The following is a 20,416-nucleotide window of genomic DNA, read 5'->3' as shown; positions in this document are numbered from 1 at the left end:
AATATGCATATTTCTTTTATGACTGTTTCAATACCATTAGATGTTGATACGATGCTAGAAATAAAAGCATTGATACAAGAAGCATCTATGGAAGATAAAGAAAACTATACTTCTTTGTTAAGTATAGATGAACTGACGGATTATCATTTAAAAGGTTTTTGCGTGTTAGCATACGACGACGAATCTGATAGGTTAATTGGGTTAGCAACTGCTATAGATCGCATAGCTACATCGGATTTCGAGTGGAGTGCACTAGTTTTACCGAGCATCCGTCGTAAAGGAATTGGGAATCAACTTGTAAAGGAACTGATAAGAAACTTAGAGCTTAGAGGAGCAGAGACCGATTTAGCAATAATTCCTGAAACTGCAGAAGCAGGTCAACTTTTGCTAACGAAGCTTGGGTACACCCATGACTTTTCGGAGAGAACGATGGGAGCAAATGCAGAAATAACTTCCGTTTCAAATGATATTAAAATTCTTCCCTACAGGGAAGAAGAATCCGCAGTAATAGAAGTGTTAGTAAGTGCTTTTGGAGACACCGAAGAGGAAGCTAGAGAACTAATTGCATTTAATACAGTTACGCCAAATCGTCAACTCATCATAGCATTAATGGATAATGACGTTGTAGGTACTGTTTCTTTAGTAGATGATGCTGATAAGTTATGGGTAACCGGACTAGCTGTTCATGAAAGAGCACGAGGTCTAGGGGTAGCAACTGCATTATTAAACTGGTCCAAAAACGAAGCATATCTCTTAGGAAAAACATTCGTATATTTAGACGTAGAAACAGATAATGAAACTGCATTATCTATCTATACGAAAGCAGGATTTCAAACAATCCAACATACACATTTTTATAGAAAAGGATGATCCCAATTGGGTCATCCTTTTTTAAAAGAGTAGGAAAGAATATTAATTTAGTAACTAGTTTACCTTCCATTTGACGAGGAGCAATTAGCTTTCCTTTCTTACGCTGAGGACACTGAAAAGTCCTCAATCGACAAGTTGTTCACATTGGACCCGTTAATTTTCGTTCCAGGCGGACGCTTTCCGCCGGCATGGCTTCAGCCGCTTCCCTTGCTCCTGCGCAAAGCTCGTCGCAAAAAACAATGCTCCTGCGCAAAGCTCGTCGCAAAAAACAATGCTCCTGCGTTAGCTCGTCGCAAAAATTAATTTCGCTACGCTCAGTCCAGGGTCTTCAGCTCATGCACCTGACGCTTCGCTTTCGGTGCAGAAAACATTTGCTATTCCGGCTGGAGTCGCCGCCTTCACTACANTTAACTCTTATCCGCTTTTCAATTAGGAAATCATTATGAAATTAATAGTGGAAGTTTTTATCACTTACATTCTTTCAATTAATATTTATAAAAAATCGTTGGAAAAGGTGACACTCCTGCGGAAATAGCGTTAGCCAAAGAACCCGCAGTTGAGAGGAACGCAATCTAAGTTCACCGCATCCTGCTCCTGCGCAAAGCTCGTCGCAAAAAACAATGCTCCTGCGCTAGCTCGTCGCAAAAATTAATTTCGCTACGCTCAGTCCAGGGTCTTCAGCTCATGCACCTGACGCTTCGCTTTCGGTGCAGAAAACATTTGCTATTCCGGCGGGAGTCGCCGCCTTACACTACAATTTCTATTACCCCCTTTCAATTAGAAAACGATCATGCCATTAAAAGAGCATGTTTTTATCATGTGAATTTTTTCAATTAGGATTTATAGAAAATCGTTGAAAAAGGCGACACTCCTGCTGGAATAGCGTTGGCCGAAGACCCCGCAGTTGAGGGGAAGGCAATCTAAGTTCGCCGCATCCTGCGGCAACGATTGCATGACCAACATCGTGTTGGCCTAGGAGGCTAAGGCAACGCCCGCGGAAAGGGAGCCGTTTCAACGATTTTCTTATTTATCTGACGACATTTTTTAGTAAAGTCAAATTCTATAGATTTTTTCAGTGTCATGCTACGATCCTGCAGAGATAACACTAAACAAAGTAACGATAAGGTTTGAGGTATAAATCAGTCACACTAATAAATATCTTAAAGAAGGGAATTATCTATCATGTTGAATATAGAAAAATAGTAAGCACTCACGTAATAGAGGAGAACGATATCGACCGAAATGGCATCTTTGGGAGGTTACAATATGAATAGGCGCATCTATTCTCTCATTTTCCAAAAAGCTATTAACCAGTCTCCAAATTTGCAGGAGGGCGACGGACAGACAATAGCAATAAGATTACCGAAAAAAAAGAAGGGGTGGTCGTGACGACAGTCACGACCACCCTTTCAAAATATTTCTACGGTAATAATGTAGCCAAAGTCTGTCCATAGCACTCCGGAAACGATTGAAAACAGGTGGCTATTAAAGTGCGTTACAAGCGCATTGCTTAAAAATAGAAGTTGAATTGGAGGAAAGCACAGCAACCAAATCCCCTTACGAAAGCTACCAAATATATTGGAAAGTCACTAGATTAACAAACTCTAAACATAACATTCACATCTCTTTCATAAACTATCTATATGATGAATGATGAAGACATCGTTCAATCGAAAAGGAGAGATACATATTGGGTTTAAACGAACGCAATGTAACATTGAGAATTTCGAATAAACGATTAAAATCTTTACCTTTCACTCACTTGAGACAAATGGTTCAAACAAGTCTACAATGGACTATTCTTAAAAAAGCACGACCACCTAAGCTAAAATATATTCCTATCCCACCGAGGGATTAATTTATATGGCGTCATTTCCTTTTGGAGATGGCGTTTTTTATTATTAGGTTCTAACTGTGTATAATAGGAAGTATATAAAAGGAAGAATATTGATGGGAGGTCTTCACTTGAAAGTGTATGCACACAGGGGGTCGGCAGGGACACATCCAGAAAATACGATTGCTTCGTTCAAAGCAGCTGCAGCTCTTCCGGTACATGGGGTAGAATTTGATGTTCATATGACAAAGGATGGGGAGCTAGTTGTCATTCATGATGAGACAATTGACCGTACATCTAACGGAAAAGGCTTCGTCAAGGACATGACACTAGCAGAGCTGAAAAAGTATGATTTTGGTAAGAGTTTTTCTTCTAAATTTAAGGGAGAACAAATTCCGACACTTAGAGAAGTATTATATGTATTTAAAGATACACATCATCATATAAATATTGAATTGAAATCAGATGTTTTCCCATATGAGGGGATGGAACGAAAGGTTCTGGAAATGTTGAAGGATTATCGATTAGAGGATCGTGTTGTAATATCGTCTTTCAATCATGAAATGGTCAGAATTTTTAAGAAGTTGGCTCCTCAAATAGAAACGGCCATTTTATTTATGGAAGTAATGATCGCTCCACATGATTATGCGCGTATAGTTGGAGCTGATGCGCTTCATGCCTTTTTCCCGACTGCGCTAAGACCGATGGGAATAGAAGCGGTTGCTAGCGGAAGAAAGCTTCGTGTTTTCACAGTGAATGAAGAAGCATATGCAGATATGCTTAGAGCTGTCAAAGTGGACGCGATTTTTACAGATTACCCAGAAAAAATGTATAATTATTTGAATAAATAAAGTTAGAATGGACTGCGGCATAAAGCAGTCCATTATTTATGTTTATGGGAATTTCAGTTATACGCTTTTTAAATGTTTTGTGAGAATAGCTATAAATTCGATTGGGGCTTCCAAAGGGGTGAAATGACCTGCCCCTGGAATGATGTAATAATTAGCATGGTGTAACTCTTCATCTTTTAACTTCCGACCATATTCCGGGAGTATATAAGTATCGTGCTCGCCGAAAATGATAGAAACCGGCATTGAAAGAAATTCTGCTAAACGTCCACGATAAATTTCTAGTTTATCCATATCACCCGAACGGTATAATTCTAGAGCGATTTTAATTTTTATTGGATCTGAAAATAGGTTATAAAAATCCTCCACAATTGCTTGAGAAAGATTTGGAATTGATTTTTTTATAAAACCCTCAAATACTGATTTATTTTTTAGATATTCAATAAATTGCTCTCCACCACCAAGAGAACGCATAATTAATGCGTCTTTATGCCAAACAAAATCAGGACTATAAGTAGCATCTGCAATGATTAAACTATGAACACGTTCAGGATTGCTACATGCCCATCTTGTTCCTATAAGGCTTCCCCAGTCATGGGTGACAAGATGAAATTGTTCTAGAGAAAGCTCTTCTGAAAAGTCGCTTATAAAATCCATATATCTCTCCCAGGTAGAAGGTTCATTAAAAGCTTCGCTTTGACCAAAGCCAGGTAAATCTGGGGCAATCGCTCTGTAACCAGCCTTCTGTACAGACGTGACTATTTCTCCCCAAAGCAATGAAGATTCCGGGAAACCATGTAAAAAAAGTACAGCAGGGGCATTTATCAAACCATCATCCAAAAAGTACACTTCTCTGCCTCGAATTGTTAAGCATTTCTTTTGCATAAACAAATCCTCTCTCTATTTTAGTACCGACCGGTCTGTTTTAATTTAACATATCGCAAACTAGACTGCAAGACAATTTTTAATTACACGAAAATTTACACATTTATTGATTGTTATTCTAAACGTAGTATAATGTTTTGAGACCAAACGGTACTTTTTTATGGGAGGTATGATGAATGCGAAAGGGACAAATTACAAAAGAACATATAATCCGCGAGTCGGCCGGTTTATTTAATACAAAAGGATATACAGGCGCTTCTCTTTCAGAGATTATAGAGCGTTGTGGTATAAGAAAAGGTGGCATTTATAATCACTTTGAAAACAAGGATGAAATAGCTCTGGCGGCTTTTGATTATTCATTTTCGCAAATTCTGTCTTTCCTTTCCAAAGCACTAGAGAATGCAAGTAATTCTAAAGAAAGTTTGTTAGCAATTTGCAACGTCTATATCGATCTCGTTGAAAACGACTCTTTGGAAGGAGGATGTCCGATATTAAATACAGCCATTGAAAGCGACGATGGACACCCTTTTCTTAAAGAGAAGGCTCAGCAAGCGATGAAAACTTTTATCGGAAAATTAACTATGATTATTCAAAAAGGGATAGAGAATAAAGAATTTAGAGAAGATATAAATACTGAAGAGGCATCTACTTATATTATTGCAGTGATAGAAGGTGGTGTAATGCTAAGCAAGCTATTTGATGATAGCAAATACATTAGACACTGCTCAAGTAATATTATTCAATTTATTGATCATCAAATGTTAAACAAATAAAACAGCACGAGAAAGTAAAAACACGAGCGGCTACAGCCGTTCGTGTTTTTTTCTTCCAAATTATTTCTTCCATAACAAATACATAAAATATGGAGCACCTATGAGGGCGACCATGATTCCTGCTGGAATTCCATTTGGTTCAATAATATTTCGACCAATTGTATCTGCAAAGAGTAAAAGCCAACCGCCTATTAAAAGCGCTATTGGTACGAATAATTGATGTCTAGGACCAACTAATGACTTAGCTATGTGTGGCGCCATTAAACCTATAAAAGCAATACCTCCAGTAACAGAAACAGCAGAGGCTGCCAAAGCGACAGCTGCCAATAACAGAACAATACGTTCCTTTTCTATGGAGACGCCAACACCGACCGCTACAGGCTCACTTAACCCTAAAAGGTTTAACTTATTGGCTTTATAAAGAGTGAAGGGGATTAAAATAATTAACCATGGTAAGAGGGCAAAAATAAATGGCCAATCAGCCCCCCAAATGTTACCGGCTATCCATTTTGAGATAAAATCTACCTTTTGGCTCTCGGCAGAGGAGATAAGCACAATCATTAAACCAGATAATGCCATGGAAAAACCTACTCCGGTAAGAACTAATCTTACTGGTTGCAAACCTTCTTTGCGATTATAAGATAAAAGGTAAATAAAACCTGCACTAAGTAATGCTCCAATAAACCCAACAGCAGGTAGTAAATAAACAAAAGAACCTGGTTCTATGGGAAAGAATAAGAAAAATAAAGAAATTGCTACTCCTGCCCCTGAGTTTATGCCAATAATACCTGGGTCTGCTAAATCATTTCGTGTAATTCCTTGTAAAATTGCTCCAGAAAGTGCTAATGCCATCCCGGCAAGAATTGTTATAATAATTCTTGGTAATCGTATAGAAAATAATACAAATTCTTCTTTGAATGTCCCATTCCCTAAGATAGTCTGTACAAGCCGATCAAATGATAAAGAAGAGTACCCAAGTCCAGCACTAATAAAAGCTGTAAATAAAAGTAGAGTAAGTAAACTAAACAGAATTATACGTTGTTTTTTTAACAGTTCGGATTGAATCATCGGAATATGCCTCCTCCTTTACGGACTATTATTAAGAAGAAAGGTAATCCCATTATTGCAATAATTGCAGCAACAGGTGTTTCATAAGGGATATTTATTGTTCGTCCTAACGTGTCCGCTATCAACATGAGAATGCCTCCTGCAACAATGGACATAGGAATTATATAACGGTAATCGGTGCCAACAACAGCACGTACAATATGAGGGACCATTAATCCCACAAACGCCATATTACCGACAATTGCAACTGAAGCACCGGCTAGTAAAATAACGGCGATGAATAAGATAATCTTTATTTGAACAGTTTTTTGTCCGAGTCCAACTGCAACCTCTTCATTGAGACTTAAAATAGTAAGTTGTCTAGAGAGTAGTAGGGCAATTAATATTCCTACGCCAATAAAAGGACTTATGATTGCAAGTTGCTTCCAAGAGGTACCGATTAAACCTCCTGCTGTCCACATCGAAACATCCTTTGAAATTTTAAAGTAAATTCCAACACCATCTGCGATAGCATATAGAAAGGCGGAAACTGCCGCACCTGCAAGAACGATTCGAAATGGAGAAAAACCGCCTTTTTTTACAGCACCGAGACTAAAAACCATTAATGCACCAATAGCAGCGCCTATGAAACATGCAATTGTTATCCCTAAATAGTTGGTAACAGGTAACAGAGCAATTGTAATAGCCAGTGCTGCGTTGGCTCCAGAAGTTAATCCTAATAAACTAGGATCAGCAAGAGGGTTACGGGTGATACCTTGCATAATGGCTCCAGAAACAGCAAGAGCAGCACCTACAATTATTGCCGCAACTTCCCGAGGTAAACGAATTTCTCGAAGAATATTAATTTCATCGCTCTTCATATTTGTAAAAATAGCACTCCACACATCTTGCATTGTTGTTTCTGCTGCACCAAACACCACAGAAATGATAAACATAGTCAGAAGCATGGCCAACCCTATGAAAAACTTTATACCAAACTGAACAGAAGTTTTCATACTACTTATCCTTTCTCATGAAAGAGGGAGGAATCCATTACGAGGATCCTCCGTCATTATTACTTACTGCTTATGAAGTGGTCTTTAAAGAATTCAAGTTGGAAATCTAATGAGATTGGATCATTAAAATAAAATTCCTTTGCATTTGCTTCAAAAACCCGATTATTTTTCACAGCAGGAATATTTTTGTATACATCAGTTTCTTGGAAAGAGTTGTCTTGATCTGCTGTTTTACTAAAAATGACATAGTCTCCACTGAATTCTGGTAATACTTCTAAAGATAAAGCATAGTATCCAGATTCTAATGCCATTTCCTTTACTTTCTCCGGCATTTTTAAGCCCATCTCCTGATAAAGTACTTCCGTTCCACGACCCCAGTTATCACCAAATACATATAGTTGTTTATCGAAATTCTCAATAACTGAAACGGTTGCATCTTCACCAATTACTCCTTTTATTTCCTCCCCAGTTGATTTAGCGCGTTCTTTAAAATCATTGATCCAATCCTGTGCTTCTTTTTCTTTGTTTAATAGTTTTCCAATTTCTAAATGCTGTGTTAAGTAATCTACTTTTCCATAAGTGAATGTTACAGTTGGTGCAATTTCTTTTAATTTATCTAAATTTTTAGCGGTTGAAAGACCGATGATTAAGTCCGGATTTAGTTCTATAATTTTCTCAAGATTTTCCTCTGATACTTCCTCCACATCTGCTAAATAGCTTTCGTATCTAGGGTTTTCTTTAGACCAAGAATCTACTCCTACTAAATTAACTCCAAGCGCTGCAACATTCCCGGCGAATGAAGAAACAACAACAACTCTTTTCGGATCAGCGGGAACTTCTATTGGACCTTCTTCAGATTGATAAGTAATAGTAGTAGGCTCTTCTTTTTCTTCACTTGCTTTTGTTTCTGTTGGTTCGCTATTACATGCCCCTAATACGAAGGCGGTCAAAAATAAAATAGATAATAATAATTTTTTCATGTTCTTATTCTCCTCTGAGTAAATTGTATGTAATGCACATAGGTTTGCTAGTTCGTGGATCAATACCAATTTCAGCATCAATTTGGAACACATTTTGTAATACTTTTTCTGTAATCACTTCATTGCAGCTTCCTGCCTTAACAATTTGCCCTGCTTTTAAAGCGATTATGTAGTCCGCAAATCGAGCAGCTTGATTGAGATCGTGTAATACCATGACAATAGTTCGTTTTTCTTCTTTGTTCAGCTTTTGTAAAAGCTCAAGGACCTCTAACTGGTGGGCCATGTCCAAATAGGTGGTAGGTTCATCTAAGAAAATAATTTCTGTTTCTTGAGCTAGCGCCATTGCTATCCAAACACGTTGGCGTTGACCTCCAGATAAAGCATCAACGGGGTAGTGCTTAAATACACTTGTACCTGTAACTCTTAGTGCCCAATCGATTACCTCGAAATCCTTTTTGGAAAGACGTCCAAATCCTGTCTGATAGGGAAATCGACCATACGAAACGAGCTCACCAACAGTTAGTCCAGCAGCGCTTTCAGGTGTTTGAGGTAAAATGGCCAACTTCTTTGCTAGATTCTTCGTGTTTTCTTTTGAAACGCTTTTTCCATCTAAGACGATTGCGCCAGACTGGTGCGAAATAATACGAGTAATAGCTTTTAGAAGAGTAGATTTACCGCATCCATTTGGCCCAATAATAGTTGTAATTTTTTGGTCGGGTATTTCAACAGATAATTCTTTCACAATTAATCGATCGCCATAACCAATAGACAAATCATCTGTATATAGACGAACCATATGTTAACCTCCAAACTAAAGATTGCTTTTATAATTGATAACGATTATCATTATCATATATGCAACTATATGTAACTTTATGAACGATGTCAACAATAATTTTTAGTGAGGGACGGGATCGAATGGATAATATTTTTGATGTAACGATTATTGGTGGAGGTCCAGCAGGACTTTATTCCGCTTTCTACAGTGGGTTGCGAGAGATGAAAACAAAGATTATCGAATATCAGCCTCATTTAGGAGGGAAGATACATGTTTATCCAGAGAAGATGATTTGGGATGTTGGAGGACAAACGCCAATTTCGGGTGAAAAGCTAATTGGTCAATTGGTGCAGCAAGGACTAACGTTTAATCCAGAGGTCGTATTAAATGAAAAGGTAGAATCGATTTCTCGTGAAGAAAATGGATTATTTGTTTTGCATACTACATCTGGGCAGCAGCATTTCTCTAAAACCATTATTATTGCAGTTGGAAGTGGAATACTCAATCCTATTAAACTAGAGATTGAAGGGGCAGAAAGATATGAAGTGAGCAATTTAAATTACACGGTGAAATCTCGACAAAGATTTAAAAATAAAACGGTTGTCATTTCAGGAGGAGGAAATGCAGCGATAGATTGGGCAAATGAACTAGAGCCAATTGCTAAAAAAGTTTATGTTACTTATCGAAAAGATGCGTTGAATGGTCATGAGGCACAAATAAGTCAACTTCTCGAAAGCTCCGTAACGTGTTATTTTAATACAACTATATCAAAGCTAATAGCTAACGATAATCATGACGTAATTGAGCGCGTTGCTTTAACAAATCATGAAACTGGGGAGGTTACGTATTTAACAATTGATGAAGTGGTCATCAATCATGGGTATGAACAAGATGCAGATTTATTGAAGAATAGTAACGTAGATATTAACATTGCAGAGAATTTTTATGTTGCTGGAAATAGTTTAAGTGAGTCTTCTGTTGAAGGTGTTTTTGCGGCTGGAGACATTCTTCATCATCCTGGTAAACTACATTTAATTGCAGGAACTTTCCATGATGCTGCTAATGCAGTCAATTGTGCAAAACAATATATTCAACCAGATGCAAGTAAAATTGCAATGGTTTCCTCTCATAACGAAGTATTTAAGGAGAGAAATAAAGAATTGATTAAACAACTGATTTAAGGAAAAGGGTTATTCCAACTAACCATCCATTGTCAACACAGCCAAAAAAACACTGCTTCCTGAGTAGACAATGCCTCAGGAAACAGCGTTTCATATAATTATTACCATTTGGCCTTGTGCTCTTCAATACAACCGAGCAATTCCCGAATATTCAGAGTTGGGCCGTTTTCTAGTTGGATTTTCCCATTATAATAACCTGTCATTTGATGGACTTCGGAGGAAATTAGCTTTGCATCAGTTTTAGCAATACGGTGGGAGAATGGGGTGAAGGTTAAATTCACTTCATTGGAAAATTTAGTTTTAATCGTCCAAGGTTGCATGAAATCATGTGGGTTATAAGAAAACAATAAATCTTCATGTATTTTTGTCATCTTCCCATCTACAAAAATAGCGTTTTCCGTCATCCCTGTACCATCGGTCCATTTACCGCCAAAGTTTAACCCGATTCTTTTTAGACCTACACGTTGGGATGCAAATCCCCAGTTCCAAGTGGCCTCTCGTGGCCAAACTCCTCTTCCATAGTCAAGCACCGAGAAATTATCCTCTCCTTGAAAAGAATAACGAGCCTCACCAATTTTCACAAAACCATTTGTAGGTAATAGATGATGCTTTGCCGTAAATTGAAATTGTGTACGACTCCATGGAATTACAACATTTAATGATTCATCTTCTACAGGATGTGAAATATGTAAGTCAGCATGCAAGAGATCTCCATCAAAGTTAGGGATAGTCACAGTCATATGTGTCTCATTCTGTATATATAAAAGCTGGATGGACATTTCTTTTGAATGTAATTGAACAGTTTCTAGAATTTGTGTTGGCATTTTGACTTTATTTCCTAAAGGAATGGTTACCGTTTTCTCCACAAATCGTTGCGTTTCGTAATTTAAAAAGTAAACAAAGCAAACTGCTGCGTAATCTAAATGACTAATTGTTGCAGAAAAGAGAATTTCATCCCCGAACACGCACCAATAATTCCACTTCTTTTTCCGCATATAGTGCCCCTTTAGATTGCTTTCAATAATTGGTTTTTTAGCATATCCAATTGCCTTAGGATTCAAGTTCCCCTTATCATCGCAAAGCAGGGTAGGTACTGTAATTTCTTTCTCTGCATGTTGTGGCATCAGCCATCTTCCTTTCTAAAACCGAGCTTCAGTCCACTTTTTCTACTCAGTTTCTATTTGTTTGCTTAAAAAAAGGATTCATTGAATCAATACTAGCATATATTTTCATTGAAATCATATAAACAAAGTATAGGGAGGTTGAAAATTGGTTAAGTATGATCGTGATGCAGCTGTGGCATATGCACAAAAGTGGTGGAATAGTTATAATCCGAAATTTCCAAAATTTGATGTGGATTGTACAAATTACATTTCACAATGTCTATTTGCGGGAGGTGCCCCGATGAGAGGACAGCCAAACAGAGAGAGAGGCTGGTGGTTAAGTAGTAATTCATGGAGTTTGAGTTGGAGTACCCCACATTCGTTACGTTGGTACTTAGCGGGATCTACAAAGGGATTACAGGCAACACAAGTAAATTCACCTTCAAAACTTGTTCCTGGTGATTTAATTTTTTATGATTTTCAAGGGGACGGAAGATACGATCACTCTACTATAGTTACGAGTATTCAAAATGGAATGCCATATGTTAACGCTCATACGAATAACAGTCGAAATAGGTATTGGAATTATGCAGATTCCTATGCGCATACTTCAAAAACTAGTTATATTTTCTTCCACGTTAAAGACAATTTTTAATCATAACAAAGGAGGGTGACCAGGATGGATTGGTGACCCTCTGTTTTGTTAGGAAGCGTACCAAAGTACAGCAAGTGTTTCTTCTCCAGCATGCACAGCAAGTGAAGTACTTATTTCTCCAATAGTGATCTGTAAGTTAGGTACTTGCATCTGAATGGCATCTTTTAAGCTCTCTGCCTGCTCCAAAGCATTAGCATGCATAATATAAACTATTTCTGCTCCTTCTGTTTGTATGGATTCCACTACTTTATTTATCAAATACTGTATTGCTTTTTTATGAGAACGAACCTTATCTAATTCTTGAAGCTCGCCTTTATTGTTAATTTGTATAACAGGTTTTATTTTCAAAAGATTACCAAGATAAAACTGGACACTACTTAGTCTTCCACTTTTGTAAAGGCGAGTTAAATTACCTATTAGAATATAATTTCGAAACTTAGTAGCATATGTTCTTAATTGGATGGCTATTTCTTCAAAGGATAATCCTTGTTCTTGTAAAAGTAGTCCTTTATCAACAAGACCAGTAATCCCAGCAGATAATGAAAGGGAATCAACACATTCCACATTTACTTTCGCTATTTGAGCACCACTCATCGAGGCTGAAATTGTTCCACTTAATTTGTTGGTAACGTGGATTGCTATGATAGACTCATAGTCCTTGTCTAATTTAGAATATAGCTCAGCAAACTGGCCAGCGGACGGTTGAGATGTCTTGATGGACTCCGTTTCTATACGAAGTCGGTCGTATAATTGTGCTGAAGTTAAGTCAACACCATCTATAAATTCCTGTTGACCGAAATGGATATTAAGCGGGATCACATAAACGTCTGGATGGTTTTTTAATGTTTCACTTACATATGCACTACTATCTACAACCCATGCTATTTTTTTCTTCGTCATATTAAACATCCTATTCAATAAATTATTTAAATGATAATAATTATAGCATACAGATTAATAGTATACTTAGAACTTCTTGGGAAATTGTTATAATATTAATAACATTAAATAGTCTTTTTCCACCATCTTTCATTCCATGACTCAATCATGTCAAATCGATGGCGTATCAAGATAATAAAAATAGCTATAGAAAGTGGCCAAGCATCTTGAAAAGCTGGGTACAACAAACAAATGCAAGCATATGCGAAAAAGGCAACGATCATGCTCAAGGTTGCACTTCGAAGAATTAATATTAATAAAAGAAAAAGTAACGCAAATATTCCAAATAATAGTGTATTATAAGTAAGAGCGACACCAATGAATGTAGCTATCCCCTTACCACCTTTAAATTTTAGCCAAAATGGAAAAAGATGACCTAATATAACAAATAATCCTCCGATTGCAATGTATTCATAGGAAAATTGAAAATAAAAGCCAATACAGATAACGAGAACACCTTTTAAGGCATCACCTAAAAAAGTAACTAAAAAAGCTGATTTTCCAAGAACTGCACCAGCATTTCTTGCACCTAGGTTACCACTTCGACGTGTTCGTAAATCAGTTTTTTTCCATTTTCCTACCCACCAAGCGGTTAGGAAGGTGCCGACTATATAACAAATAATCCAATACAGATACATTACATCACCTCAATTAGGTTTGATTGTGAAAGTAGAAAGGCTGCAAAGTATGAAAAAATGCTTTTTACTACTACTGATTCCTTTTTTATTTATACTATCATCTTGTTCAAATGAGACAGTTCCTCCTGTTACTGCACAAAACGGGAAGTTAAACTTGACGATTGAAGATTTTGCAAGTTCTGGCCCAGTTCAATTAAATGGGGAATGGAAGTTTTTTTGGCAAGAATTGCTTTCTGAAAATGAAATTAAAAAGAGATTAATAGAAAGAGATTATGCCAACCTCTTGGTACCATCCGATTGGGCGAATACATTGGGTACATCTCTGGGTTACGGTACATACTATTTAAAGGTTACTATACCTGAAGAAAAAGTAGGGAACACGCTTGCACTTACAACTACAAATCAAAACACCTCTTACACATTATTGGTAAACGGAGTAAGGGTAGCATCGAATGGGTTTGTAGGAACTAGTGCCAAAACGAGTGAACCCGAATATTCCAACCAACTAGTTTATTTTACACCAAGAAATAGGGAATTAAATATTGTTTTACATGTCGCTAATTTTGACCATCCAGTAGGAGGAGCCACGAAGCCTATATTTTTAGGGACATCTGAACAAATTTCTAAAACTAATAGTACGACGCTTGCGTATACAATGTTTTCTATTGGTGCCATTTTAGTAATGGGAATATATGAACTTATTATCTTCTTCTTTAGAAGAAAAGAGATTGTCTTTTTTTACTTTGGTTTAATTAGTATCCTTATTTCCATCTATACAATGGTCAAATCACCTTTTTATTTAAATAAAATTTTTCCTTCCATGGAATGGATATGGGTATATCGAATTGAAATTATTTGTATATATCTTTTATTCTTATTCTATTTACTTTTTATAAAAGCGATGTATCCGAAGGAAATGAAAAAAATACCAACTCTTATTGGAATTATCATAGCATTCTGTTCAATAATTTTTACCTTAATTGAGCAACCATTGGTGTTCAGACCATTATTAGACTTTATCTTTAAAATCATAATACTTTATGTACTTTATGGTTTATATGTTCTTATTGTAGCGTACAAAAGAAAACGTCCGACTGCTCGTGTCAATTTAATAGCTAATCTTGTTTACTTTGTAACTGTACTCAATGATGTGTTACTTACGCTTAATTGGATTGTTTCTATACCATTATCTACAAGTGGATTCTTTTTATATGTTTTAATTCAGTCATTTAACTTAAGTAAAGACTATGCAAGAAAATTTGAAGAAGCAGAAAGATTATCTAGTGATTTACAAGTTCTGAATTCCTCTTTAGATGAGAAAATAAAAGCGAGAACAGAGGAATTGAAGCAAAAAAACGATGAATTGAAACGATTGACATTAATTGATGGGTTAACAGGAATCTATAATCGTAGATATTTTGATGAATATATGAGTAAATATTTTGAGGAATCATTTAAGAATAATAGTCCGTTATCCATTTTAATGATCGATGTTGATAACTTTAAAGTGTATAACGATAATTATGGGCATGTAGCAGGAGATGAATTATTAATTAAAAGCTCTCAGCTAATAAAAGAGATGTGTCCCGAAGATACGTTTGTTGCAAGATATGGTGGCGAAGAATTTGCTGTTGTTTTAACAAACTCATCTATACAAAATGCTTTAAATTTTGCAGAGGATATCCGCTTATTGATCGAGGAACAGAAATTTAGTCTTGGTAAGGACAATAATTATGTAACTGTAAGTATTGGAGCATCATCTACCGAGCAGCATGCTTTTAAAAAGAAGGACGAACTGATTGATCGTGCAGATAAAGCACTTTACCAATCAAAGAAAAATGGGAAAAATCGAGTAACACTGCTTTAAGAAAGACAAGGCTTTTATTGTAATGCCATAATTGGTATGATAATAATAATCATTCATGTTTATTAAAAGGGAGTTTTTCAAAAAATGATGAATCAATCATTAAGTATTCGCGACGCCATTATACAGCGACGTTCTATCAAGTTATATAATGGACAGCCAGTAGAGCGAGAAGTATTATTATCTATTTTAGAAGATGCTCTATGGGCACCAAATCATCAGCTAAGACAACCATGGAGATTTGTTGTTGCTTGCGGAAAAGAACTAGTAGATTTATATGATGTATTAAAAGAATTTGGATTACCAAAGTGGAAAGAGCTTTCAGACGAAGATTTAGAGAAACAAATGAAAAAATATACATTAGCTGGCGGTTATGTATTTGTTATCGTTCCTGAAGATGCACGCCAAAAGGAAAGACTGGAAGACTATGCGGCAGCTAGTATGCTTGTACAAAATGTGCAATTACTAGCTTGGGACCGAGGCATCGGATCGTGCTGGAAAACACCTGGATTTCTAGACAACCCTAAATTCCGCGAAGCACTTGGAATAAAAGATGGTGAACGAATCATTAGCATGCTACAGGTTGGTTACTTTGATGAAATGCCTAAGCCAAGACCACGAAAGAGTATAGAAGAGTTCGTTACAGTATTTGAAAAACAAGCGTAATATTTAGATGGCTATCTCACTCCGAGATAGCTTTTTTATTTACTTTGAAGTGAAATTCAGTAGAACTGAGGAAATGGCGAGAGGGCAGTCATTTCATTAAAGTGAGCAACTTATTCATTCGGTAATAGTATTTGGAATTATTTTACTTATAATGGCGCGAAATGTCTAAACGAGACCAATTCAGAGGGAAGCGAGACAAATCGCAGTGTAACCGAGACCAAATTGCTTTCAACCAAGACCAATTCTACGATATACGAGACCATTTCTCATAGAAATATTAATTAAGAAACAAAAGTAGAGTTGATTTCTTTATCATTTGTTATATAGCTTATTAACTCAACAAATTTCTCTGCATCATCTGGTGTTATTTCTCGTATATTCAAATAAACCATTCTTTGTGAAAAAAACACATGGATTTTATAAACCCATGTGTTTTAGAAGAATTATTATTTTTTTAAGTTTTCTTTAGAAAGCTCTGCTAGTTCGTAGTAGTAGTCGCCAATTACTCGTAAGCCTTGGTCGAAGTTTTCTAGATGGAAATGCTCGTTTGGAGCATGGAAATTTTCAGTAGATAGACCAAAGCCCATTAATACTACTGGTAATCCTAGAATTTCATCGAATGCTGCTACTATCGGGATAGATCCTCCACCACGAGTGTATGCTGTAGGTACTTTATATACCTTTTCATAGCTGCGACCAGCTGCTTGAATTGCAGGGTGATCGAATGGGGTGATAAATGGTTTTCCTTTGTCAAATTCAGTTAGTGTTACTGTGACACCAGCTGGTTTATTTTTCTCAATATGAGCTTTTAGTTTAGCGACGATTTCGTCTGGATCTTGATCTGGTACTAAACGACAAGTGATTTTTGCTCCTGCTTCACTTGGTAAGACTGTTTTAATGCCTTCTCCAGAGAATCCCCCGAATACACCATTGATTTCTAAAGTAGGGCGGACCCACACGCGTTCTAAATGAGAGTATCCTTTTTCACCAAAAAGTTCATCTACACCTACTTCTTTTTTCAGTTCTTCTTCATCAAAACCAAGTGCTTTGTATGCTTCTCTTTCTTCATCTAGAAGAGGGCGGACATTTTCGTAGAATCCTTCCACTTCAATTGTACCTTCTGCATCTCGGAATGAATCTAAAATAGAAACTAGTGCATGAATAGAGTTTTGAACTCCCCCACCATAAAGTCCAGAGTGAAGATCACCTTTTGCACCTTTTACATCAATTTGTACGCCACAAAGCCCGCGTAAGCCGTAGCAAACTGCCGGTTGACCAGGACCTTGCATACCAGTATCTGAAATGACAATCACATCAGCAGCAAGTTTTTCTTTATTATTTTCAATGTACTCTTCTAAATTAGGGCTACCGACTTCTTCTTCACCTTCTATTAAAAATTTTACATTAACAGGTAGTGATCCTTCTGTTTGAAGAAGTGCTTCTACTGCCTTTACGTGCATAAATACTTGTCCTTTGTCATCACTAGCGCCACGAGCGTACAATTTATTGTCTCTGACTTGTGGTTCAAATGGTTCTGATTCCCAAAGGTTTAAGGGATCAACAGGCTGCACATCATAATGACCATAAACTAGGATAGTTGGTTTACCTGCAGCGTGTAACCAATCTGCATATACAACAGGATGACCACTTGTTTTATCAATAACGACATTTTCTAATCCAGCGTTAGTAAAGGAATCTGCTAACCACTGTGCACCTTTTTGCATATCCTCTTTGTGCTCTGATAAAGAAGATATGCTTGGTATGCGCAAGAATTGCTTTAGTTCTTCTAAATGTGCTTCTCTTTTTTCTGTAAAGTAACTATCTAAAACTGAAAATTGGCTCACTAAAACCCCTCTTTTCATAAAATTTCGTGAATAGAAATAGTATAGCATAAGATTTGTGACAACTAAAATCACAGTATGCTATAGTTATAAAGAAATACTGTTCGAGTTAATCATTTTAGGAGGAAACACACTTGTACATAGAATTTGTACTATTAGGTTTTGCACTGCTTGTTTCATTTTTTTTATCAGGAAGTGAAACAGCTTTAACGACAGTTAATAGGACGAAGGTTCGGTTACGAGCTGAACAAGGGGAGAGGGCAGCAGAGAAACTACTTGTTCTTTTATCGAAACCGGACCGAATGATCATAACAATTTTAGTTGGAAACACGATTGCAAATATAGCGGCAACTGTTTTGTTAATCCTGATAGCAGAGAATTACCAATGGAATATTGCTTGGTCAGTTGTCACTTTAACGGTTTTGATAATACTGTTTGCTGAAGTTTTACCAAAAACAATTGCTGGTACTTTTTCAGAATCAATTGTTTACATAATTGCTCCTTTTATACGCCTTCTAGTTCAACTGCTAAGACCAATAACGTTTTTAATAGCGGGACTAATCAATATGATTATTCGTATTGGTTCTAATGGGGCTGTCAGGGAAACAACCATTTCAAAAGAAGAATTATTAAATATGGTAGATATAGCTTCTACAAATGGGACATTCGAAGAAGAAGAATCAGAGCGTTTAAAAGGTATACTCGATTTTCCGAATAAAGATGTATCGGACGTTTTATCAACCCACCGAACGGAAGTGGTTGCAATTCCTTTACAAGCCACATATGAAGAAGTACGAGATACGATATTAGAACACTTTTATACACGATATCCTGTATACGATGAGGATATGGATACAATAGTGGGAATGTTTTATTCGAAAAAGCTGATTGAATGGTCGATGGTTCCATCTACAAGTTTAGATGAAATAATTGATAAAGAGCCATTATTTGTAGTGCAGACATTGAGTGTCGAAAGAGTCTTTAAACTGATGTTGACACACAAAAAGCATATGGCGATTGTATTGGATGAATATGGTGGAACACTTGGAATTGTGACACATGAAGACTTATTAGAGGAAATGATTGGGCAGGAAATTGAAGACGAAACCGATCATGATGAAGAAATATTAGTGCACGAAATGACTGAGAATCAATTAATCTGCGCAGGACGTTTGGAAATCGAAGAGGTTAATCAAATGTTTAATATTAACATCATAAATGAAAATGATACAATCGGTGGTTTTATCCTAGATCAGCTAGGGCATGTTCCGGAAGAAAATGAACAGTTTACATATGAAAATCTACTTTTCGAGGTAAACGAAATGGATCGGAGCCGTATTGCTAAATTAACGATTATTAAAAAAGAAATTATAACTGAAGCGATAGAAGCAGAAACGCAAGAGAGTTAATTACTCCTTGCGTTTTTTATTCTTACACGTTTGTAATAGAGTTGAAAGAGAATCCGATGGAGTGAAAGGTTGATATTTGGCATTATAAAGGTATCAACAAAAGCTGAGCGGAGGAATAACCATGCAAGTCAAATTAGAAAATGTTTATGAAGAATATAACCGTTACATATACTACTTATGTCTAAAATTAACTAAAAATCAAATAGATGCGGAAGATCTAATGCAAGAAGTTTGGATGAAGGTAGTACGTTACGAATCTTATATGAAAGAGGTTGACCATTTAAAAGCGTGGTTAACAACTATTTGTATGAATACGTTCCGTGATCATTATCGTAAACAAGTGCGACGTAGCAAATATATTGCAAACCAACCCGAACAATTGGATGTTTCTATTCTAGATTTAATCGCTTCCGATGTTTTATCGGTAGAGGAGCAACTGGAGAAAGAGGACGTAGGTGAAATCATCCGTTCTAAAGTTGCCGAATTAGACGGTATCTATCAAAAAACTGTCTTATACTTTTATGTTCACCAGTATTCATTGATTGAAATTGCTGAAGTGATGAAGGTTTCTATTGGCACGGTAAAATCACGACTATTTAGAGCGAAACAACGCTTGAAAGAATTAATTATGAATGATGATATAGCAAAAGAATCATTAGTTTTAGCATAATAAAGAGGAGAGTCTCCAGTGATGGGGGCTTTTTTTGCTTTACTTAATATATTGGACGCTCTCAGTACGAATTGGTTCCCATTGTCCATTTATTTTAATACAAATAGCGTTCAATTCTTAGGACCGAGGAATGGGCAGGCTCACAAAACAATGCTCGACAACTCAGCTTCTCCAGAAGTATAGAAGGGTGGGTAAAGATCCTTTTGCAAATAGCGAGGGACCAATTGAAGTGTCGGACGATGATTTTCCGCTCTAGTTTTAAAAGTGAATAAAAAAACAAAGGTGTAATGTGGAGAAGGGTATTTAGGAACATTAATAATCTATTAAATAGATAGAGGTAAAATAATATAAAAGATATAATANGATAGAGGTAAAATAATATAAAAGATATAATATCAAAGATACTATAATCGAAAAAA

The 20,416-nt window shown here is 36.5% G+C and carries 18 protein-coding genes; 9 read left to right on the top strand and 9 right to left on the bottom strand.

All coding sequences use genetic code 11. The features are described 5' to 3' along the window. The first annotated feature begins 3 nt into the window (after positions 1-3). Positions 4-870 carry a GNAT family N-acetyltransferase gene (locus AN959_RS03195; protein WP_056828208.1) on the top strand — a complete coding sequence of 289 codons (867 nt, stop codon included), beginning with the start codon at positions 4-6 and terminating at the stop codon, positions 868-870. A 1,965-nt stretch (positions 871-2,835) separates the two neighbouring features. Beyond that, positions 2,836-3,555: a glycerophosphodiester phosphodiesterase gene (locus tag AN959_RS03190; RefSeq protein WP_053592195.1), complete on the top strand. Its 720-nt coding sequence runs from the start codon at positions 2,836-2,838 to the stop codon at positions 3,553-3,555. A gap of 57 nt (positions 3,556-3,612) precedes the next feature. Here AN959_RS03190 and AN959_RS03185 read toward each other — a convergent pair whose 3' ends face one another. Continuing rightward, the gene (locus AN959_RS03185; protein ID WP_056828205.1) at positions 3,613-4,437 is read right to left on the bottom strand and encodes an alpha/beta fold hydrolase; all 825 of its coding nucleotides are present in this window, start codon (positions 4,435-4,437) and stop codon (positions 3,613-3,615) included. A 176-nt stretch (positions 4,438-4,613) separates the two neighbouring features. Between AN959_RS03185 and AN959_RS03180 the strand changes: the two genes are divergently transcribed. Further along, positions 4,614-5,210 carry a TetR/AcrR family transcriptional regulator gene (locus tag AN959_RS03180; protein WP_056828203.1) on the top strand — a complete coding sequence of 199 codons (597 nt, stop codon included), beginning with the start codon at positions 4,614-4,616 and terminating at the stop codon, positions 5,208-5,210. A gap of 60 nt (positions 5,211-5,270) precedes the next feature. Here the strand turns inward: AN959_RS03180 and AN959_RS03175 are convergent, their stop codons facing one another. From AN959_RS03175 to AN959_RS03160, 4 genes are read right to left on the bottom strand one after another with little or no spacing between them, the layout of a single operon-like run. After that, a complete protein-coding gene (locus AN959_RS03175; RefSeq protein WP_056828201.1) occupies positions 5,271-6,278 on the bottom strand; it encodes an iron ABC transporter permease in 1,008 nt (335 codons plus the stop codon). Continuing rightward, complete coding sequence (locus tag AN959_RS03170) at positions 6,275-7,273, bottom strand: iron ABC transporter permease (protein ID WP_056828199.1); 999 nt, start codon at positions 7,271-7,273, stop codon at positions 6,275-6,277. Before AN959_RS03170 ends, AN959_RS03175 begins: the two co-directional genes overlap by 4 nt. Positions 7,274-7,332: 59 nt before the next feature. After that, complete coding sequence (locus AN959_RS03165; RefSeq protein ID WP_056828197.1) at positions 7,333-8,253, bottom strand: iron-hydroxamate ABC transporter substrate-binding protein; 921 nt, start codon at positions 8,251-8,253, stop codon at positions 7,333-7,335. Positions 8,254-8,257: 4 nt separating this feature from the next. Beyond that, on the bottom strand, positions 8,258-9,049 hold the full coding sequence (locus AN959_RS03160) for an ABC transporter ATP-binding protein (protein WP_056828196.1): 792 nt from the start codon (positions 9,047-9,049) through the stop codon (positions 8,258-8,260). A gap of 122 nt (positions 9,050-9,171) precedes the next feature. Between AN959_RS03160 and AN959_RS03155 the strand changes: the two genes are divergently transcribed. Next, positions 9,172-10,212 carry an NAD(P)/FAD-dependent oxidoreductase gene (locus tag AN959_RS03155; RefSeq protein WP_056828194.1) on the top strand — a complete coding sequence of 347 codons (1,041 nt, stop codon included), beginning with the start codon at positions 9,172-9,174 and terminating at the stop codon, positions 10,210-10,212. 101 nt (positions 10,213-10,313) lie between these two features. Here the strand turns inward: AN959_RS03155 and AN959_RS03150 are convergent, their stop codons facing one another. Further along, positions 10,314-11,336 carry a DUF2804 domain-containing protein gene (locus AN959_RS03150; protein ID WP_056828192.1) on the bottom strand — a complete coding sequence of 341 codons (1,023 nt, stop codon included), beginning with the start codon at positions 11,334-11,336 and terminating at the stop codon, positions 10,314-10,316. A 145-nt stretch (positions 11,337-11,481) separates the two neighbouring features. Here AN959_RS03150 and AN959_RS03145 point away from each other — a divergent pair, with 145 nt between their 5' ends. Then, positions 11,482-11,970 (top strand): amidase domain-containing protein, encoded by a 489-nt coding sequence (locus AN959_RS03145; protein ID WP_053590622.1) that lies wholly within the window; start codon positions 11,482-11,484, stop codon positions 11,968-11,970. A 48-nt stretch (positions 11,971-12,018) separates the two neighbouring features. Here the strand turns inward: AN959_RS03145 and AN959_RS03140 are convergent, their stop codons facing one another. Next, positions 12,019-12,870, bottom strand: coding sequence for a DegV family protein (locus AN959_RS03140; protein WP_056828191.1), 852 nt, complete (start codon positions 12,868-12,870; stop codon positions 12,019-12,021). A gap of 104 nt (positions 12,871-12,974) precedes the next feature. Continuing rightward, complete coding sequence (locus AN959_RS03135) at positions 12,975-13,547, bottom strand: glycerol-3-phosphate acyltransferase (RefSeq protein WP_056828189.1); 573 nt, start codon at positions 13,545-13,547, stop codon at positions 12,975-12,977. A gap of 49 nt (positions 13,548-13,596) precedes the next feature. Between AN959_RS03135 and AN959_RS03130 the strand changes: the two genes are divergently transcribed. Both AN959_RS03130 and AN959_RS03125 read left to right on the top strand, forming a co-directional pair. Continuing rightward, positions 13,597-15,414, top strand: coding sequence for a diguanylate cyclase (locus AN959_RS03130; protein ID WP_056828188.1), 1,818 nt, complete (start codon positions 13,597-13,599; stop codon positions 15,412-15,414). A gap of 84 nt (positions 15,415-15,498) precedes the next feature. Then, complete coding sequence (locus AN959_RS03125) at positions 15,499-16,077, top strand: nitroreductase (RefSeq protein ID WP_056828186.1); 579 nt, start codon at positions 15,499-15,501, stop codon at positions 16,075-16,077. Between the two features lie 446 nt (positions 16,078-16,523). Here AN959_RS03125 and AN959_RS03120 read toward each other — a convergent pair whose 3' ends face one another. Then, complete coding sequence (locus tag AN959_RS03120; RefSeq protein ID WP_056828184.1) at positions 16,524-17,939, bottom strand: dipeptidase; 1,416 nt, start codon at positions 17,937-17,939, stop codon at positions 16,524-16,526. Positions 17,940-18,052: 113 nt separating this feature from the next. Here AN959_RS03120 and AN959_RS03115 point away from each other — a divergent pair, with 113 nt between their 5' ends. Together AN959_RS03115 and AN959_RS03110 are read left to right on the top strand one after the other, a co-directional pair. Then, positions 18,053-19,327: a hemolysin family protein gene (locus AN959_RS03115; RefSeq protein WP_371256463.1), complete on the top strand. Its 1,275-nt coding sequence runs from the start codon at positions 18,053-18,055 to the stop codon at positions 19,325-19,327. Between the two features lie 121 nt (positions 19,328-19,448). Beyond that, entirely contained in the window at positions 19,449-19,997 is a 549-nt protein-coding gene (locus AN959_RS03110) for an RNA polymerase sigma factor (protein ID WP_056828181.1), read from the top strand. The last annotated feature ends 419 nt before the right edge of the window (positions 19,998-20,416 follow it).

Origin of the sequence: Psychrobacillus sp. FJAT-21963 (genome assembly GCF_001420585.1) — a bacterium.
Lineage (GTDB): Bacteria > Bacillota > Bacilli > Bacillales_A > Planococcaceae > Psychrobacillus.
The sequence above is the reverse complement of the archived record's forward strand: the minus strand, read 5'-3'. Positions and strand labels throughout refer to the sequence as shown.

What these genes read in the sequence shown, in the direction of transcription:
- AN959_RS03130 (WP_056828188.1), top strand. Translation starts at nt 13,597, where the DNA reads ATGAAAAAATGCTTTTTACTACTACTGATTCCTTTTTTATTTATACTA.
- AN959_RS03180 (WP_056828203.1), top strand. Translation starts at nt 4,614, where the DNA reads ATGCGAAAGGGACAAATTACAAAAGAACATATAATCCGCGAGTCGGCC.
- AN959_RS03165 (WP_056828197.1), bottom strand. Translation starts at nt 8,253, where the DNA reads ATGAAAAAATTATTATTATCTATTTTATTTTTGACCGCCTTCGTATTA.
- AN959_RS03195 (WP_056828208.1), top strand. Translation starts at nt 4, where the DNA reads ATGCATATTTCTTTTATGACTGTTTCAATACCATTAGATGTTGATACG.
- AN959_RS03175 (WP_056828201.1), bottom strand. Translation starts at nt 6,278, where the DNA reads ATGATTCAATCCGAACTGTTAAAAAAACAACGTATAATTCTGTTTAGT.
- AN959_RS03110 (WP_056828181.1), top strand. Translation starts at nt 19,449, where the DNA reads ATGCAAGTCAAATTAGAAAATGTTTATGAAGAATATAACCGTTACATA.
- AN959_RS03135 (WP_056828189.1), bottom strand. Translation starts at nt 13,547, where the DNA reads ATGTATCTGTATTGGATTATTTGTTATATAGTCGGCACCTTCCTAACC.
- AN959_RS03120 (WP_056828184.1), bottom strand. Translation starts at nt 17,939, where the DNA reads ATGAAAAGAGGGGTTTTAGTGAGCCAATTTTCAGTTTTAGATAGTTAC.
- AN959_RS03125 (WP_056828186.1), top strand. Translation starts at nt 15,499, where the DNA reads ATGATGAATCAATCATTAAGTATTCGCGACGCCATTATACAGCGACGT.
- AN959_RS03140 (WP_056828191.1), bottom strand. Translation starts at nt 12,870, where the DNA reads ATGACGAAGAAAAAAATAGCATGGGTTGTAGATAGTAGTGCATATGTA.
- AN959_RS03160 (WP_056828196.1), bottom strand. Translation starts at nt 9,049, where the DNA reads ATGGTTCGTCTATATACAGATGATTTGTCTATTGGTTATGGCGATCGA.
- AN959_RS03170 (WP_056828199.1), bottom strand. Translation starts at nt 7,273, where the DNA reads ATGAAAACTTCTGTTCAGTTTGGTATAAAGTTTTTCATAGGGTTGGCC.
- AN959_RS03150 (WP_056828192.1), bottom strand. Translation starts at nt 11,336, where the DNA reads ATGCCACAACATGCAGAGAAAGAAATTACAGTACCTACCCTGCTTTGC.
- AN959_RS03155 (WP_056828194.1), top strand. Translation starts at nt 9,172, where the DNA reads ATGGATAATATTTTTGATGTAACGATTATTGGTGGAGGTCCAGCAGGA.
- AN959_RS03185 (WP_056828205.1), bottom strand. Translation starts at nt 4,437, where the DNA reads ATGCAAAAGAAATGCTTAACAATTCGAGGCAGAGAAGTGTACTTTTTG.